At 66.1% G+C, this 14,743-nt stretch carries 17 protein-coding genes and 1 tRNA gene; 6 read left to right on the top strand and 12 right to left on the bottom strand.

Going from position 1 to position 14,743, the window contains the following annotated elements:
• Positions 1-157: 157 nt before the first annotated feature.
• Both PIB44_RS12505 and PIB44_RS12500 read right to left on the bottom strand, forming a co-directional pair.
• Entirely contained in the window at positions 158-604 is a 447-nt protein-coding gene (locus PIB44_RS12505) for a DUF5681 domain-containing protein (protein WP_278069621.1), read from the bottom strand.
• On the bottom strand, positions 604-1,902 hold the full coding sequence (locus PIB44_RS12500) for a site-specific DNA-methyltransferase (RefSeq protein WP_278069620.1): 1,299 nt from the start codon (positions 1,900-1,902) through the stop codon (positions 604-606). Before PIB44_RS12500 ends, PIB44_RS12505 begins: the two co-directional genes overlap by 1 nt.
• Positions 1,903-2,229: 327 nt before the next feature.
• Here PIB44_RS12500 and PIB44_RS12495 point away from each other — a divergent pair, with 327 nt between their 5' ends.
• A complete protein-coding gene (locus PIB44_RS12495; RefSeq protein ID WP_278069619.1) occupies positions 2,230-2,649 on the top strand; it encodes a DUF2924 domain-containing protein in 420 nt (139 codons plus the stop codon).
• Entirely contained in the window at positions 2,646-4,241 is a 1,596-nt protein-coding gene (locus PIB44_RS12490) for a recombinase family protein (protein WP_278069618.1), read from the top strand. The genes PIB44_RS12495 and PIB44_RS12490 overlap by 4 nt, the downstream gene beginning before the upstream one ends.
• A gap of 394 nt (positions 4,242-4,635) precedes the next feature.
• Here the strand turns inward: PIB44_RS12490 and PIB44_RS12485 are convergent.
• Positions 4,636-4,725, bottom strand: a tRNA-Ser gene (locus PIB44_RS12485).
• A 145-nt stretch (positions 4,726-4,870) separates the two neighbouring features.
• Here PIB44_RS12485 and msrA point away from each other — a divergent pair.
• Both msrA and PIB44_RS12475 read left to right on the top strand, forming a co-directional pair.
• Positions 4,871-5,521, top strand: a complete 651-nt coding sequence (gene msrA, locus PIB44_RS12480) for a peptide-methionine (S)-S-oxide reductase MsrA (protein WP_025977803.1) — start codon at positions 4,871-4,873, stop codon at positions 5,519-5,521.
• Positions 5,521-5,862 (top strand): MmcQ/YjbR family DNA-binding protein, encoded by a 342-nt coding sequence (locus tag PIB44_RS12475; protein WP_278069617.1) that lies wholly within the window; start codon positions 5,521-5,523, stop codon positions 5,860-5,862. The genes msrA and PIB44_RS12475 overlap by 1 nt, the downstream gene beginning before the upstream one ends.
• Before the next feature lie 11 nt (positions 5,863-5,873).
• Here the strand turns inward: PIB44_RS12475 and PIB44_RS12470 are convergent, their stop codons facing one another.
• The 9 genes from PIB44_RS12470 to flgF all read right to left on the bottom strand — a co-directional run bounded on the left by PIB44_RS12470 (position 5,874) and on the right by flgF (position 12,837).
• Positions 5,874-6,242: a hypothetical protein gene (locus PIB44_RS12470; RefSeq protein WP_025977801.1), complete on the bottom strand. Its 369-nt coding sequence runs from the start codon at positions 6,240-6,242 to the stop codon at positions 5,874-5,876.
• Between the two features lie 17 nt (positions 6,243-6,259).
• Entirely contained in the window at positions 6,260-8,050 is a 1,791-nt protein-coding gene (locus PIB44_RS12465) for a DUF885 domain-containing protein (RefSeq protein WP_278069616.1), read from the bottom strand.
• 63 nt (positions 8,051-8,113) lie between these two features.
• On the bottom strand, positions 8,114-8,614 hold the full coding sequence (locus PIB44_RS12460) for a hypothetical protein (RefSeq protein WP_278069615.1): 501 nt from the start codon (positions 8,612-8,614) through the stop codon (positions 8,114-8,116).
• Positions 8,615-8,622: 8 nt separating this feature from the next.
• Entirely contained in the window at positions 8,623-9,126 is a 504-nt protein-coding gene (locus PIB44_RS12455) for a hypothetical protein (protein WP_278069614.1), read from the bottom strand.
• A gap of 37 nt (positions 9,127-9,163) precedes the next feature.
• Positions 9,164-9,640 (bottom strand): hypothetical protein, encoded by a 477-nt coding sequence (locus PIB44_RS12450; RefSeq protein ID WP_278069613.1) that lies wholly within the window; start codon positions 9,638-9,640, stop codon positions 9,164-9,166.
• A 124-nt stretch (positions 9,641-9,764) separates the two neighbouring features.
• Positions 9,765-10,487 carry a flagellar basal body L-ring protein FlgH gene (gene flgH / locus PIB44_RS12445; RefSeq protein ID WP_278069612.1) on the bottom strand — a complete coding sequence of 241 codons (723 nt, stop codon included), beginning with the start codon at positions 10,485-10,487 and terminating at the stop codon, positions 9,765-9,767.
• 14 nt (positions 10,488-10,501) lie between these two features.
• Complete coding sequence (gene flgA / locus PIB44_RS12440; protein WP_278069611.1) at positions 10,502-11,293, bottom strand: flagellar basal body P-ring formation chaperone FlgA; 792 nt, start codon at positions 11,291-11,293, stop codon at positions 10,502-10,504.
• A 3-nt stretch (positions 11,294-11,296) separates the two neighbouring features.
• Positions 11,297-12,085, bottom strand: coding sequence for a flagellar basal-body rod protein FlgG (gene flgG, locus PIB44_RS12435; RefSeq protein WP_025977794.1), 789 nt, complete (start codon positions 12,083-12,085; stop codon positions 11,297-11,299).
• A 14-nt stretch (positions 12,086-12,099) separates the two neighbouring features.
• Complete coding sequence (gene flgF / locus PIB44_RS12430) at positions 12,100-12,837, bottom strand: flagellar basal-body rod protein FlgF (RefSeq protein WP_024354813.1); 738 nt, start codon at positions 12,835-12,837, stop codon at positions 12,100-12,102.
• A 179-nt stretch (positions 12,838-13,016) separates the two neighbouring features.
• On the opposite strand from flgF, the gene PIB44_RS12425 reads away from it, so the two are divergent.
• Positions 13,017-13,673, top strand: a complete 657-nt coding sequence (locus tag PIB44_RS12425) for a flagellar basal body-associated FliL family protein (protein WP_278069610.1) — start codon at positions 13,017-13,019, stop codon at positions 13,671-13,673.
• Positions 13,673-14,743 (top strand): flagellar motor switch protein FliM, encoded by a 1,071-nt coding sequence (fliM, locus tag PIB44_RS12420; RefSeq protein ID WP_278069609.1) that lies wholly within the window; start codon positions 13,673-13,675, stop codon positions 14,741-14,743. The genes PIB44_RS12425 and fliM overlap by 1 nt, the downstream gene beginning before the upstream one ends.

The following is a 14,743-nucleotide window of genomic DNA, read 5'->3' as shown; positions in this document are numbered from 1 at the left end:
ACGCTTGCGGTCGCGTTCGGATGAGGTCCACGATCGGAGAAGCCTCGGCTTCAGGATCATCTGGGCAGCCGTTCCGGTTATCGCTAATGCAAACCACCATGCTCCTATTTGACGATCTCTCGAGTTGTGTTCATCGACCCCGTGCTGCGCGCAGTTACTACAAACGCCACGTGAATTTCCGGAGAATGTTGAGGTCTTTCCATTCCCATTTCTTCAAGCCATTGACACTCTTATTGACGGCATTGGCTTCGGCCTTTTCGACGAGCCGGTCCAGTCGGGGATTGGCCTTCTCGTGTTCCCGAAGCGCTTCCAGGTGAATCTTGTGAAGATAGCGCTGGCTTGGGGCGTGACCCTGCAAGGCTTTCATTCGGATCGATTGCAAGTTGGCCTGGTGGAACGGGACCAGACGTGATCCTCCGTTGGACCGGACCGCAATCAACTCTTCGGTCACCTCCAGGACGTCACGCCGCGCCTGTCGGCTGGATAAGGCGCGCTGGTGCTTGGTGCGGGGCCGCCCGGTCGGATTGCCCGAGTAGCCCTTTGCGAACTGACCCTTGGCCGTCCGGCGTCGTCGCAGGTTCTCCAAATCAATCTCGTCGTCCATCACCAAGCCTCTGCAGTTTGAGTTTCCAGGGTGTCTTCAAGGGTGGCGGTGAGGCCTGTCATGGCCTCCCAGCGCTGGATGATCGTGTCGATGTAGATCGGATCGATCTCTACGCCGCGGCATCGTCGGCCTGCTCGCTCGGCCGCAATCAAGGTCGTCCCGGAGCCGAGAAAGGCGTCCAGGACCAACTGGCCACGCTTAGTGACGTCCTTGATGGCGTCCGACACCATGGCTACGGGTTTGACCGTGGGATGCCAGTCGAGCTCAGCCGCACGCGCGCCGCCACTATTGACCGAGGCGTAGTCCCAGACGTTTGTCCGATTGCGGCCATGCTTGCCGAGCTCGACGGCGTTGAAGTGCTGAGCCTCTCCGACGCGATAGACGAACACCAGCTCATGCTTGGAGCGATACAGGGATCCCATGCCGGCGTTGGACTTGTTCCAGATGCACAGGTTGAGGAGGCCACCGTAGACCTGGTCGCCCGCATGCTGGAGGTGGCGGGCGTGACGCCAGTCCATGCAGACGAAGTGCACGGCGCCGTCGCGCGAGACAGAAGCGCAAGCCCCTAAGGTCTGTTTCAGGAAATCCTCGAACTGCGTGTCGGTCATCTCACCCGAGGCCATGGCGAACTCGCGGTGCTTGGAACGGACGTTGGCGTGGCCCTGGATGGCGACGTTGTAGGGCGGATCGAGGAAGGCGGCGTCCATCTTGGCGCCTTCACCGATTACCCGGGCCAGAAACCCGGGATCGCGGCAGTCTCCGCAGCCGATGCGGTGATCGCCCAGCACCCAGATGTCGCCGAGCTTGGCGCGAGGCGGCTCGGACGACGGAGTGGGGGGCGCATCGTCGTTGTTCGCCAGAGGCTTGTGATCGAGCATGACGTCGATCTCGCCGACGGTGAAGCCGGTCAGCTCCAGGTCAATCTGGATCTCGGCGGACTGGATATCGACAATCATTTCGCGCAGCAGATCCGCATCCCAGCCCGATTTCTGACCGATACGGTTGTCGGCGATCCGAAGCGCTTTCTTCTGGGCCTCGCTCAGTCCGGACAGAGTGATGGTCGGCACCGCCTCGAGCCCGCACTTCTTGGCCGCCAGCGCCCGCCCATGACCCGCGATGATCAGCCGGGCTTCATCAATCAGGATGGGGTTCACGAACCCAAAGGCCTCGATGTTACGCGCCAGCTGCTCCACCTGTTTAGGCGGGTGCGTCCGGGGGTTGGCCGGATCGTGTTTGAGGTCTTTGAGCGGGCGATAGACGATCTCGAGCGCACGCGTCGGCGCATCCACGGAAGACATGGCGACAACTCCATTGAAGAAATGAATCTGCGCCAGCCCCTTAGGCTTACTCGCGCGGACGCCTGACGTCCGTGCGGCTCAGACGTAAGCCTGGACTAGTGTAGCAATCTTAACCCACGCGCAGTCCGGAAGAGGGAAGCGGCTCTACGAGCCACTGGTCCTTCTCAGCTCACATGGGGCATTTGATGCGCCTGCACGGCGTACGTCAAGTCTTGAATGACAAAAAAGACAGAATTTCGCATTTTATCTTAAGTTGAGATTAGTGACAAGATAGTTTTCGACATAGTTGTTGTCGACTTTATTGAATATTCGGGCATTGGTTCAGCTATGAACGACATAGCCGCCGACAAGACTCACCAACTCGCCGATCTGGCCGGCATGGGTTTGGCCGACCTTCGTGAAGAGTGGCGCAAACACTTCGGAGCGCCGCCGAAGTTACGTTCACCGGAACTCTTGGGCTTGATGTTGGCCTATCGGCTTCAAGCTGCCGCCGAGGGCGGAATAGACGTGGACCTTCGCCGGACGCTTCGCCGGCCTTCCGCGGGAAAAACCTCTTCGGTGCTGACGCCAGGCGCCAAGCTTGCCCGAGAATGGCAGGGGGTTCGCCACGAGGTCACAATCGAGCCCGACGGCCGGGTGAGATGGCAAGGTCAGGATTACCGGAGCCTGTCAGAGGCGGCGCGAGCGATCACCGGCTCCAGATGGAACGGGCCGAGGTTCTTTGGGCTTCGGGCGGCCCAGCCATGAGCAAGCCGATCATTCGCTGCGCCATCTATACCCGCAAGAGTACGGAGGAAGGGCTGGATCAGGCCTTCAACAGCCTCGATGCCCAGCGCGAGGCCTGCGAGGCCTACATTAAGAGTCAGGCTGCCGAGGGCTGGGTGGGGCTGCCAACCCTGTACGATGACGGCGGCTTCTCAGGCGGCAACATGCAGCGGCCGGGACTTCGTCAGCTTCTCGCCGACGTCGATGCAGGCCGGGTCGATACGGTCGTGGTCTACAAGATCGATCGCTTGACCCGGGCGCTGTCGGACTTCGCTCGCATCGTCGAGCGACTGGACAAGGCTGACGCCTCGTTTGTCTCGGTGACCCAGTCGTTCAACACCACCACCTCGATGGGGCGGCTGACGCTCAATGTTCTGCTCTCGTTCGCTCAGTTCGAGCGCGAGGTCACCGGAGAGCGCATCCGCGACAAGATCGCCATGTCCAAGAAGAAGGGCATGTGGATGGGCGGCGTTCCACCACTGGGCTATGAGATCCCGACCGACCCGACGACCCGCGCCCTGGTGATTCATCAGGCTGACGCCGAGCGGGTCCGGTCGATCTTCCAGCTCTACCTTGAGCTAGGCACGGTCTCGGCTCTCGAGCAGCGCATCGCGGCTGAGGGGTGGCGCACGCGTGAGCGGGTGAGCCGGAGAGGCAGGTCGTCCGGAGGGGCGCCGTACAGTCGAGGCATGCTCTTCCACCTCCTGAAGAATCGGGTCTATGTCGGAGAGATCGTCCACGGCCCGACCTGCGCGCCTGGCCTGCACCAGCCCATCATCGACAGGGCCGTCTTCGACCGGGTGCAGAAACAACTTGCCCAAAACACTGTCACCCGGGCCGAGCGACCGCGGCGATCCGCCGACCTGAAACTAAAGGGCAAGTTATTCGACGCCGACGGTCATCCGATGAGCCCCTCCTTCGGATACGGCCGAGGCGGCAAGGTCTACCGCTACTATGTCTCCGCGCCGCTGCAGGCGGGTCACAAGCACAAGCTGGACCGGGACAAGGCTATCCGGCGAGTGACGGCGGAATCGATCCACGAGATCGTCTGCAGCGCCGTCGGGCCCCGGCTCCCCGGAAGAGCAGACGGGATCCACGCCGTCGTCGGCGCTCTGCGTCGGGTCGAGATCTTGCCTGAGGAGGTTCGGCTTAACCTGATTGCAGACTGCCTCACAACGGCCGGCCGAAAGGGCCTGCCGTTGCAGGGCGACGATCTGGTTATGACTGTGCCGATGCGATGCCAGCTTAGGGGCGGGCGGGTCGAGCACATCCTGCCGCCTGGCGCGAAGAGAAAAAGGGTCAAGCGCGATCCGACCTTGATCCGAGGACTGCAGAAGGCTCACCAGCTCGCCAAGGCGATGAGCTGGCGCGCGGGCGACGGCGATCTGGCTGAGCTGACCATCAAGCAGCCGGACACGGCCTATGACCGAAAGCTGGTGCGCTTGGCCTTCCTGGCACCCGACATTCAGCGAGCCATCCTGGCGGGCGAGCAGTCACCCAGCCTCACCCTCGCTCGTCTGCTCCACGAGCCGATCCCGACAGATTGGGCTGACCAACGACGCGCCTATGCCTGAGGGCCTGGTGAGCTTCACCTCTCCTGGCTGATACGCACCTGCTGACCACGTGCTAGCGACCTGCAAGCCGCCTGATACGCACCTGATACCCACCTGTTATCGCGCCTGATCAATTTGCGGCCGCCCCAGGCGATCAGGCGCTCAAAGCCAGTGCACGCGGGGTTTAACCCAGTGAAGTGCAACCACGGCGACCATCCCAAAAAACAAATAACAGGAAAACAGGCAAAGTCCTCCGATCTCAGATCGGGCGGAGACTGGGCCGCGCATGAGCGCGGATGATGGAGGGAAGGAAGGGGGATCGGGTGGCTGCCACAGGACTTTGGGCCGGCCAAAGGGCCGCGACAAGCCGCCGGCTGGCGTGTGGGGGTAAGAGAGACAAGCTAGCTGGGGTCGGTGGCGGACAGAGAGGGATTCGAACCCTCGATAGAGTTGCCCCTATACACGCGTTCCAGGCGTGCGCCTTCAACCACTCGGCCACCTGTCCATTCCACCTGAGCCCGGATGCGTCCGGGGCGGAGCCGTCGGGAGCGGACCGACGGGAGGGGCTGATTAGAGCATGACGACCCCATGGGCAAGCGCTCTTGAAGCCTCCATATAGGCGTTGACGATGTTTTCGCGGAGTTCTCGCCATGTTGTTGAAGAAGAATGATGAACTGCCCACGCCTGAGACGGCTTTGCCGGGGCGGGCCGAGGCGCTGGCGACCGATGAGACCCACTTCGTGCTGGGCCATGCGCTGAAGGGGCCGCACCCCGCGGGGATGCAGACGGCCGTGTTCGGCATGGGCTGTTTCTGGGGCGTGGAACGGGTGTTCTGGCAGTTGCCGGGCGTGTGGGTCACATCGGCAGGCTACGCGGGCGGGATCACGCCCAATCCGACCTATGAAGAGGTCTGTTCGGGCCGCACCGGCCATACGGAGGTGGTGCAGGTGGTCTTCGATCCGACCAAGATCACCTACGGCGATCTGCTGAAGGCCTTCTGGGAGAACCACGACCCGACGCAGGGCATGCGTCAGGGCAACGATCTGGGCACCCAGTATCGCTCGGCCATCTACACGCTGAATGACGAGCAGCAGGCGGAAGCGGAAACGTCGCGCGACGCCTATCAGGCGGCGCTCAGCGCGGCGGGGCGCGGGGCCATCACGACCGAGATCGAACCGGCGGGCCCCTATTATTTCGCCGAGGATTACCATCAGGGTTATCTGGCCAAGAATCCAGCGGGCTATTGCGGCATCGGCGGGACGGGCGTGGTCTGCCCGATCGGTCTGGGTGTCGGCGCCTGATGGATCGGGCGGGCGTCGGCAAGGCCTGCCTGGCCTTGCCGGGGGCGACAATGGATCACCCGTTCGGACCCGGGCATGACGCCTATAAGGTCGGGGGCAAGATGTTCGCCCTGATCGGGGCCGAAGGCGGGCTGTCGTTCAAGGTCTCCGACATCGCCTATGAGGTGCTGACCGAGGAGGGGCGGGCGGCGCCGGCTCCCTATCTGGCGCGGGCGAAATGGGTGCATCTGGCCGATCCGGGCGACTGGCCGGATGACGAGTTGGCCGATCATCTGAAGTCGGCCCACGCTCTGATCGCCGCCAGGCTGACGAAGAAGGCGCGGGCCGAACTGGGACTTTAGGGCTGGGGGTTTCAGGCGGCGGCGCTGCGCGACCGGAACCACAGATAAAGAATCCCCACGGGCGCGATGAAGATCGAGAAGCCCCACAGGAACAGGTTCACGACCAGCTTCAGGAACATCAGGATGACGGCGTTCATGAAGAAGACGGTCTCGCCCATCATCACTCGCTTGATCTCGTCCCAGACCAGCTTGGAGAAGGGAAACAGCAGGGCGCCGACGCCGAAGATCGCCAGGGTCGCGGCGCGGTCATGCAGGGGCTGCGCGCCGCCCGTGGACAGCGTCATCCAGACCATCAGCACCATGAAGGCGGCGCTGAGCACATAGGCGCGGATCAGATAGCGCGGCTGGACCGCGCCAAAGATGCGCTTGATGAGGTTCATGTCGGAGGGACGCTTTCTTACTGGGAGGCGGTCTTCTGTTCGGCGATCCAGCGCTCCATGCGCGCGTCCAGCAGGGCCAGCGGCAGGGCGCCGTCGACCAGCAGGGCGTCGTGGAAGGTCCGCACGTCGAAACGGTCGCCCAACTCGCGCTCGGCCCGGCTGCGGATCTCGCGCAGGCGGATTTCGCCGATCTTATAGGCTGTGGCCTGACCGGGATCGCCGATGTAGCGCTGCAGTTCGGTCTCGATGTTGTGCGGCGACAGGGCGGAGTTGTCGCGGAAGCAGGCGCGGGCCTGTTCCTCGCTCCAGCCCAGCCAGTGCAGGCCGGTGTCGGCCACCAGACGACAGGCGCGCCACATCTCATAGCTGAGGCGGCCGAACCGCTCATAGGGGGTGCGGTAGATGCCCATTTCCTCGCCCAGGAATTCGGAATACAGGCCCCAGCCCTCGCTGAAGGCCGTCACCGACGCGCGGCGGCGGTAATAGGGCTGGTCGGCGGCTTCCTGCTGCAGGGCGATCTGCAGATGGTGGCCCGGCACGGCCTCGTGCACCGTCAGGGCGGGCAGTTCATACAGGGGCCGCTGGTCCAGTTTGCCGGTGTTGACGATGTAGCCGCCTGCGACGCCCGTCTTCATCGACCCGGCGTTGTAGCGGCCGGTGGTGTAGGTCTCTTCCATCTCGACCGGCACCGGGCGCACGCCATACGGCAGGCGCGGCAGGGTGGCGAACAGCGACGGCAGGCGGTCATCCGAGCGTTTGGCGATCTCCGACGCCTTCTCCAGCAACTCCTCGCGCGACTGGGCGTAGAATTGCGGGTCGGTGCGCAGGAAGGCCAAGAAGCCGGCGAAGTCGCCGGTCCAGCCCGCAGCGCGCATTTCCGTCTCCATGCGGGCGCGGATGCGGGCGACTTCCTCAACGCCGATCTGGTGCACCTGATCGGGCGTCAGGTCGGTGGTCGTATTGCTGCGAACCAGGAAGCCGTACAGGTCGCGGCCGCCGGGGCGATGGACCAGACCCGGCTCCTGCGGGGCCTTGGGCGCATATTCGTCGCGCAGCAGGTCGCGCCAGGCGATGCGGCGGGCGGTGATCGGTCCCTCGACAAGGGCGCGGGCGCGGGCGCGGAACTGCTCTTGCTGGGCGGCGGGGATGGTGGCGGGCAGGGCGTTGAACGGGCGCAGCAGCACATCGCCCGCCTCGCCCGGCGTCAGGTCGCGCTCGGCCTGGGCCAGGGCGCTGTCGACGACCGAGCGGGCCTGGATCAGACCGGTGTCCAGCCCGCGCCGGGTGTTGGCGATCCCGGCGTCGTAATAGGCGGGCGCGGCCTCCAGCCGCTTCAGCCAGGCCTCGGCGTCGGCCGCCGTGGCGATGCGCGCAGCGGGGGCCAGATAGGCCAGAAGCTGGCCGGGGCCGCCTTCAGAATCAAAGGCCAGACGCGACGGGTCCAGTTCGATCCGTTCCAGTTCGCGGCCGATCAGATAGCCGACGAAGGCGTGGTTCAGACGGTGGGCTTCATCCAGCGAGACGGGATCGATGGCGTCCAGCCGCGCCTTCAGGGCGTTCAGCGGAGCGCGGCGGGCCAGTTCGCCCGCGCGGCTGGCGTCGGGCAGGCGCGACAGGGCGGCGCGGTCGCCGTCCATGCCCGAGCCGATCGGGTCGTTCCGGCGCAGATAGGCCTCGTAATCGACCAGCAGGGCGTCGAGCGCGGCGGCGCTGGACTGGCTTTGAACAACGGCCGCCTGCGCAGGCAGGGCGGTTGCGGCTGCAAGGCCGGACAGGCCGATACCGGCGACGAGAAGAAGATGACGCATGACTTTAAGCCCTCCCACGAGCAGGCGGGGAAGGGAGCGGAGGACGCCGCTGCGGTCAAGTCTTTAGCGGCACTGTTCCAGAAAGCGGGCGGCGCGTCCTTCCGATCCCGGCTGGGCGGCCATCATCGATCGCTGGTCGCCGTTCCACACGGCCAGCCATCCGAGGCGATAAAAGCGTTGAAACACCGGATGGGATGCGGGCGCCGTAGCGACCAGATGAACGCCGTCGTGCATGTCCGCGGCTTCGACGCGGGCGGGGAAGGTCTCGGTGTCGCCGCCCGATTCGACTGTCAGGGAGCGGCGCTGCGGCGCCCGGTCGGCGGCCAGCGACAGGCCGATCTTGCCCGATCCGGGCGTGCACATGAGGCTGAGCGGCACGTCGTCGGACTGGGCCAGTCCATAGGACAGGCGAGGTTCGTCCGGATCCTCGTTCAGGAACCAGTCGTAACCGGCGACAGGCAGGGGGGCGGCGCTGGTCGCCATAGGCGCGACCGTGGGCGCGCAGGCGCCGAGGGCGGACAGGGCGGCGACGACGGCGGCGGTCAGCCGGAAAGAGAGGCGCATCCTGATCCCTATCCGGTGCACAGTTCGGCGAAGCGGCGCAGTTTGGGCAGATTCGCCCGGTCGATCTCTATGGTTTGGGCCTGTTCGCCCAGCGAGAGCGACAGCCGCCCGGAGGCAAGGAAGGCGGCGAAGACCGGGTGATCGGCGCGCAGCACCGCCTCCAGTCGGCCGCGTCGCGCGCGGGCCTCGACCTCGGCCGAAGCGGCGCGGGAGCGGATGACCGCGAAACCGTCGGCGCCCGGCGCGTCATGGAAGGCCAGGCGCACGATGCTTGAGCCCGGCGCGCATTCCAGTGTGGTGCGCAGGCGCGGCGTGTCGGGGATTTCATTGGCCAGGACCAGCGGCCCGTCGCCGCTGTAGAGGGTCCAGGTCCAGCCTTCGGATGGGCGCGGCGTTCGCGCGGGCGTCGCGGCCTGAGGCCGTTCAGTCGGCGGCTGGGCTCCGCTCTGAGACGCCGTCTGCACGGCCAGGGCGAAGAGCATGGCCTGGGACAGGCCGAGCAGTGAGGTCATGTTTCAGCCCCCGCTGAGGAAAACCGGGGGACTGTGGTCACGCATGTCCCGAAGCGCAATAGCTAAGGAAGCCCTGGACCATGCGCCGCTCGGCGCGGGTGGCGGTCAGCTGACGATCGCCGGCCTCGGTCTGGACGGTCATCCGTCCGCCGCGCGCCAGTCCCGTGAGGGCCGCATCGCCCAGCGGCAGGCGCGCTTCAAAGGCCTCGCCGTTCGACAGGGGGTCGATGGGCTGCGGCCCGTGCGAAGCCAGGACCAAGCCTGCGCTGCGCGGCTGAACGTCGCCATAGACCACGGCCGAGCCTTCGCCCGGCGCGCAGGTCAGCATCAGGGCCAGCTGGTCCGAGTCCGGCAGGCCATAGGCCAGTTTCGCCATCGCGCCCTCGCGCAGCACATGCCAGCCCGCGACCGGCTCGGTTTCGCCTCGCGGCGCCGAAGGCGCTTGGGTCGCCGCATGGGCTGCAAAGGCGGCCAGGCCCACGGCGCTCAGGATTGGAAAAAGGCTCTTACGCATCACAAGTTCACCCGCGTTCGACAGAGCAAACGCGGGTCGCTTGTTAAGAGTTCACGGCTCCGCTGGGCCGCGCGCGATTCAGTGATCGGGTGCGGCTGGAATCACACGTTTCGGTGAACGCGGATCAGAAGGGGCTGAACCGCTCGACCAGGGATTGGGCGGCAGGCGTCGCCTGCATCCGGCTGATGTCGCCGCGCCCGCCGTAGCTGATGCGCGCTTCGGCGATCTGGCTGTGGCGGATGGTGTTGGCGCTGGAGATGTCCTCGGGCCGGACGATGCCGGCGACGGTCAGCTCGCGCACCTCGCGGTTGGTGCGCACTTCTTGCCGACCCTGGATGACCAGGTTGCCGTTGGGCATGACGGCGGTGACGACAGCTGCCACCGTCAGGTTGACCCGCTCCGAGCGGTTGACGCTGCCCGAGCCGTTGGCGTTCACGGCGCCTTGCGTGCCGATCATGTTGGCGGCGTCGAAACCGCCGGGGAAGGCGCGGCCCAGGCTGTTCTCCAGCCCGAAGAAGTTGGTCACCCCGCCCGAGGCGCTGTTGGTGCGATTGCGCTGGGTCGAGTTCTGGGTCTGGGCGCGGTCGTTGATGTCGATGGCGACGGTCAGGATGTCGCCGACGCGGCGCGCGCGCTGGTCGCCGAAGAAGCTGCGCGCGCCGGTGCGCCACAGGCTGTTGGCGCTGGCCGAGGTCGGCTCGGGCAGATAGGCCTGCTCGACCGGGACCAGGGCGGCCGGATAGCCGATGGGCGCCAGTTCCGGGCCCTTCACCGCCTCGATGGCGGTGGAGCAGGCGGCCAGCGAAAGGGCCGACACGGACAGGGCGATGAGGGGCAGGGTGCGCATGATGTCTCTCTCGCTCAACGGGAGGCGAACTGTTGCGGGTTGCGGCGAGCCATCTGGGCGGCGGGACCGGCGACGGCCCGGCCGGGCGCTACGGCCACGGCGTCGATGGTGCGGTTGGACTGGACGTTCAGGATCGGCACGGCCTCGCCCGCCGAGGCGTTGCGCGTCGCCTTGCCGGTGACGGTCAGTTCGACGCCGTCGCTCAGATAGGCCACTTCGACCATGTCGTTGCGCGCGATGACCTGGGGCGAGGCCAGGTCGCGCTGGGCCACGGGCGAACCGGCGCGCAGGGCGCGTTTGGTCTGAAGCCCGATCACGACTTCGGCGTCCTGGGGCGCGCCTGCCGGGGCCAGGTGCGACTGGACCGAGGCCCAGATCACGTCTTCAGGCTGCACCACCTCGCCGGCGGCCAGACTGCGGGCGTAGGTCAGGACCTCGACGCTGGCGCTCGCTCGCGAGGACGCGCCGACGCTGGCGATGGCGGGCCGGGCCGAGGTTTCGGCCGCAGCGGGGCCGCCTTCACGCACCACGATGCGACGCAGGCCGTTGGGGTTGCTCCATTCCAGCCCGGCGCGGCGCGCCGCGATCTGTACCTGAGAGGCTTCCAGCACGGCGGTGGGGCCGACGCGGCGGCCGACCACGACATCAGCCGCCTCGCCCGCGTTGTCGAACAACTCGCCCAGGGTGATGCGGCCATCATCGTCGACCGGATCGGGCAGCAGGCTGACCGGCCCGGCCCATGCGGGGGCAGCCAGTGCGGCGACGGCGACGGCCAGGACGGGGGCGAGGATCAGGGCGCGCTTCATGACTTAGCTCTTCACCTGGGCCGTGACGGCCAGCATGTCGTCGGCGGTGGTGATGACCTTGGAGTTCATCTCATAGGCCCGCTGGGCCACGATCAGGGCGGTAATTTCGCTGACCGCGTCGACGTTGGAAGACTCGGTATAGTGCTGCAACAGATTACCGTAGCCGACCTCGCCGGGCACGCCGACCGTGGCGGGGCCCGAAGCCGCCGTCTCCAGCAGCAGGTTGTCGCCGATGGCTTCCAGGCCTGCTTCGTTGAAGAAGGTCGCCAGCTCCAGCTGGCCCACGACCTGCGGCTCCGGCTCGCCCTGGGTGGTCACCTGGACCTGGCCCGACTTGGAGATGGTGACGTCCAGCGCGTCCTGTGGGATGGCGATGGCGGGCTCGACCGCATAGCCGTCGTCGGTCACCAGCTGGCCTTCGCCGTTGATGGTGAAGTTGCCTGCCCGCGTATAGGCCAGCTCGCCCGAGGGCAGGGTGATCTGGAAATAGCCCTTGCCCTGAATGGCGACGTCATAGGTGTTGCCGGTGCGGTTGGGGCTGCCCTGTTCGGTGATGCGGTAGACGCTGCCCGCCTTGACGCCCGAACCGATCTGGATGCCGGTCGGCACCACGGTGCCCTGCGACGAGGACTGGGCCCCCATGCGCTCGACGTTCTGATACAGCAAGTCCTGGAACTCGGCCCGCTGACGCTTGAAGCCGACCGTGTTCATGTTGGCGATGTTGTTGGAGATGACCTCCACGTTCAGCTGTTGGGCGGCCATGCCGGTGGCGGCGGTGCGAAGCGCGCGCATGTCTCAGCTCTCCCTTACGAAACCCGGCCCAGCCGCTCGATCGAGCGGCGCGACAGGTCGTTGGTGTTTTCGATCATCTTGGTCACGCGCTCATAGGCGCGGTTGATCTCGATGAGGTTGGTGATTTCCATCAGGGTGTTGACGTTCGACCCTTCCAGCGTCCCTTGACGCACCTGGGCGTCGGTCGCCTCCATCGGCTCGGCGCCGGACGTGTTCCGGTACAGGCCGTCGCCGGACTTCTGCAGCACCGACAGGTCGTCGAAACGCACCACGGTCAGGCGGCCGATCGGCTGGCCCTGCTGGCTGACCGTGCCGTCGTGGGCGACGCTGACGGGGCCGCGTTGCGGGTCCAGATCCAGTTCGGCGCCGTCGGCCATGACCAGCAGGCCCTGTTTGGTCGTCAGCCGCCCTTCGGGATCGGTGACGAAGGAGCCGTCGCGGGTATAGGCGGGGCCGGTCGGCGTCTGCACCGTGAAGAAGGCCCCTTCGCCCTCGATGGCGAAGTCCAGGTCGCGGCCGGTCTGCTTCAGCGCGCCCTGGCCGAAGTCGCGGCCGACGCCCTTGTCCAGGACGAAACTGGCCGAGGGGCGGATGGCGTCGTTGCGGGCGCGCTCGCCGATCTCGGTCCCGACCATCAGCTGCTCGACCTTGAAGCCGGTGGTGTCGGCGTTGGCGACGTTGTTGGCCACGATGTCCAGCTCGCGGCGAAGCGTCATCTGGCGTGACAATCCGATATAGGCGGCGTTTTCCACGAGCGGGCTCCTTTCGCCCTTTCCCGTCGCAACGACCGTGCCAACAGGGTTAACGCCCGTAGAATGGGGGTTTGAGCAGTTCTGAGCCGTGCGGCGCCCGGCAGGATTTGCCGATTGTAAACGCCTCGTTAACCAAAACAGGGCCACACCCGGCATGTGAGGATCGGGGCGGCTTGGGCATGCTGAAACTGAAGCTGGGCAAGAAGAAGAGCGAGGCGCCGGTCGGCGACGACGCCAACCTGCCCGCCGTAAGCGAGGCCGCGCCCGGCGCTGAGGGCGAAGACGGCGCCGCCGAGGCCTCGGGCAAGAAGAAGATCCCGCTGCTGTTCATCATCATTCCGGCGGCGCTTGTGGTGCTGGGCGGGGGCGGCGCGACCGCCTTCATGCTGATGAAGCCCAAGTCCGCCGAGGCGGCGGGCGGTCACGCGGCTCCAGCCAAGGAAGACAAGAAAAAGGACGGCGGCGGTCACGGCGGCGGCAAGGAGGGCGAGGCGCCCGCCGGCGCAGGCAAGATCGCGGCCGGTCCTGACGGCGTGACCTTCTACACCCTGCCGGACATGATCGTGAACATTCAGTCGGTGGACGGGCGTCCGACCTATCTGAAGCTGCGGCTGACGCTCGAGATGAAGGACGCCTCGGTGGCCTCGCACCTCCAGGCCGAGGCGCCGCGGATGCAGGACATGTTCCAGGGCTTCCTGCGCGAACTGCGCCCCGAGGATCTGGCCGGGTCGGCCGGGTCGTATCAGCTGCGCGCCGAGATCTTGCGCCGCGTCAACCTGATCGCGGCGCCCGGCAAGGTCGACGCCGTGCTGATCGAAGAAATGCTCGTGCAGTAATGAGCGACACCCTGGCTCCCGACAACGAACTGGATCCCTTCGGCGGCGACGCCGACCTGGGCGCCGATCTGGGCGCGGGTCTGTCCGAGCGCGTGCTGAACCAGGATGAGATCGACAGCCTGCTGGGCTTCGACATGGGCGGCGGCGACGATGATGAGCGCAGCGGCATCCGCGCCATCATCAACTCGGCCCTGGTCTCCTACGAGCGCCTGCCGATGCTCGAAATCGTCTTCGACCGCCTGGTGCGGCTGATGACGACCAGCCTTCGCAACTTCACCTCCGACAACGTCGAGGTCAGCCTCGACACCATCAGCTCCATCCGCTTCGGCGACTATCTGAACTCCATCCCGCTGCCGGCCATCCTGGCGGTGTTCCGCGCCGAGGAGCTGGATAACTACGGTCTGCTGACGGTCGATTCCAACCTGATCTACTCCATCGTCGACGTCCTGCTGGGCGGGCGTCGCGGCACGGCGGCCCTGCGGATCGAGGGGCGGCCCTACACCACCATCGAACGGGTGCTGGTGCAGCGGATGGTCGAGGTCATCCTGAATGACGCGCGGCAGGCCTTCGAGCCCCTGACCCCTGTCCACTTCAATCTGGACCGGCTGGAAACCAACCCTCGCTTCGCCGCCATCGCACGCCCCGCCAACGCCGCCATCCTGGTCAAGCTGCGCATCGACATGGAAGATCGCGGCGGCCGGGTCGAACTGCTGCTGCCCTATTCGACGCTGGAGCCGATCCGCAAGATGCTGCTGCAGCAGTTCATGGGCGAGAAGTTCGGCCGCGACAACATCTGGGAAGGCCACCTGGCCACCGAGCTCTGGACCACCGAGACCGAGGTGCGCTGCGTTCTGGACGAGCAGCAGATGCCCCTGTCCAAGGTGTTGGACCTGAAGGTCGGCGACACGCTGATGCTGAACGCCACGCCTGAGTCCGAAGTCTCGGTGCGGGCGGGATCCATCCCGCTGACGACAGGCAAGATGGGCCGCAAGGGCCAGCACATCGCCGTCCGCGTCGAAGGCCCCATCAGCACCGACGCCGCCGCCCGTATCGCCAGAGGGACCCGCTGA

Source organism: Brevundimonas sanguinis (assembly GCF_029636725.1).
In the GTDB taxonomy this organism is placed as follows: Bacteria; Pseudomonadota; Alphaproteobacteria; order Caulobacterales; family Caulobacteraceae; genus Brevundimonas; species Brevundimonas sanguinis.
Note: the sequence above shows the minus strand (reverse complement) of the source record. Positions and strands in the feature narration are given on the sequence as shown.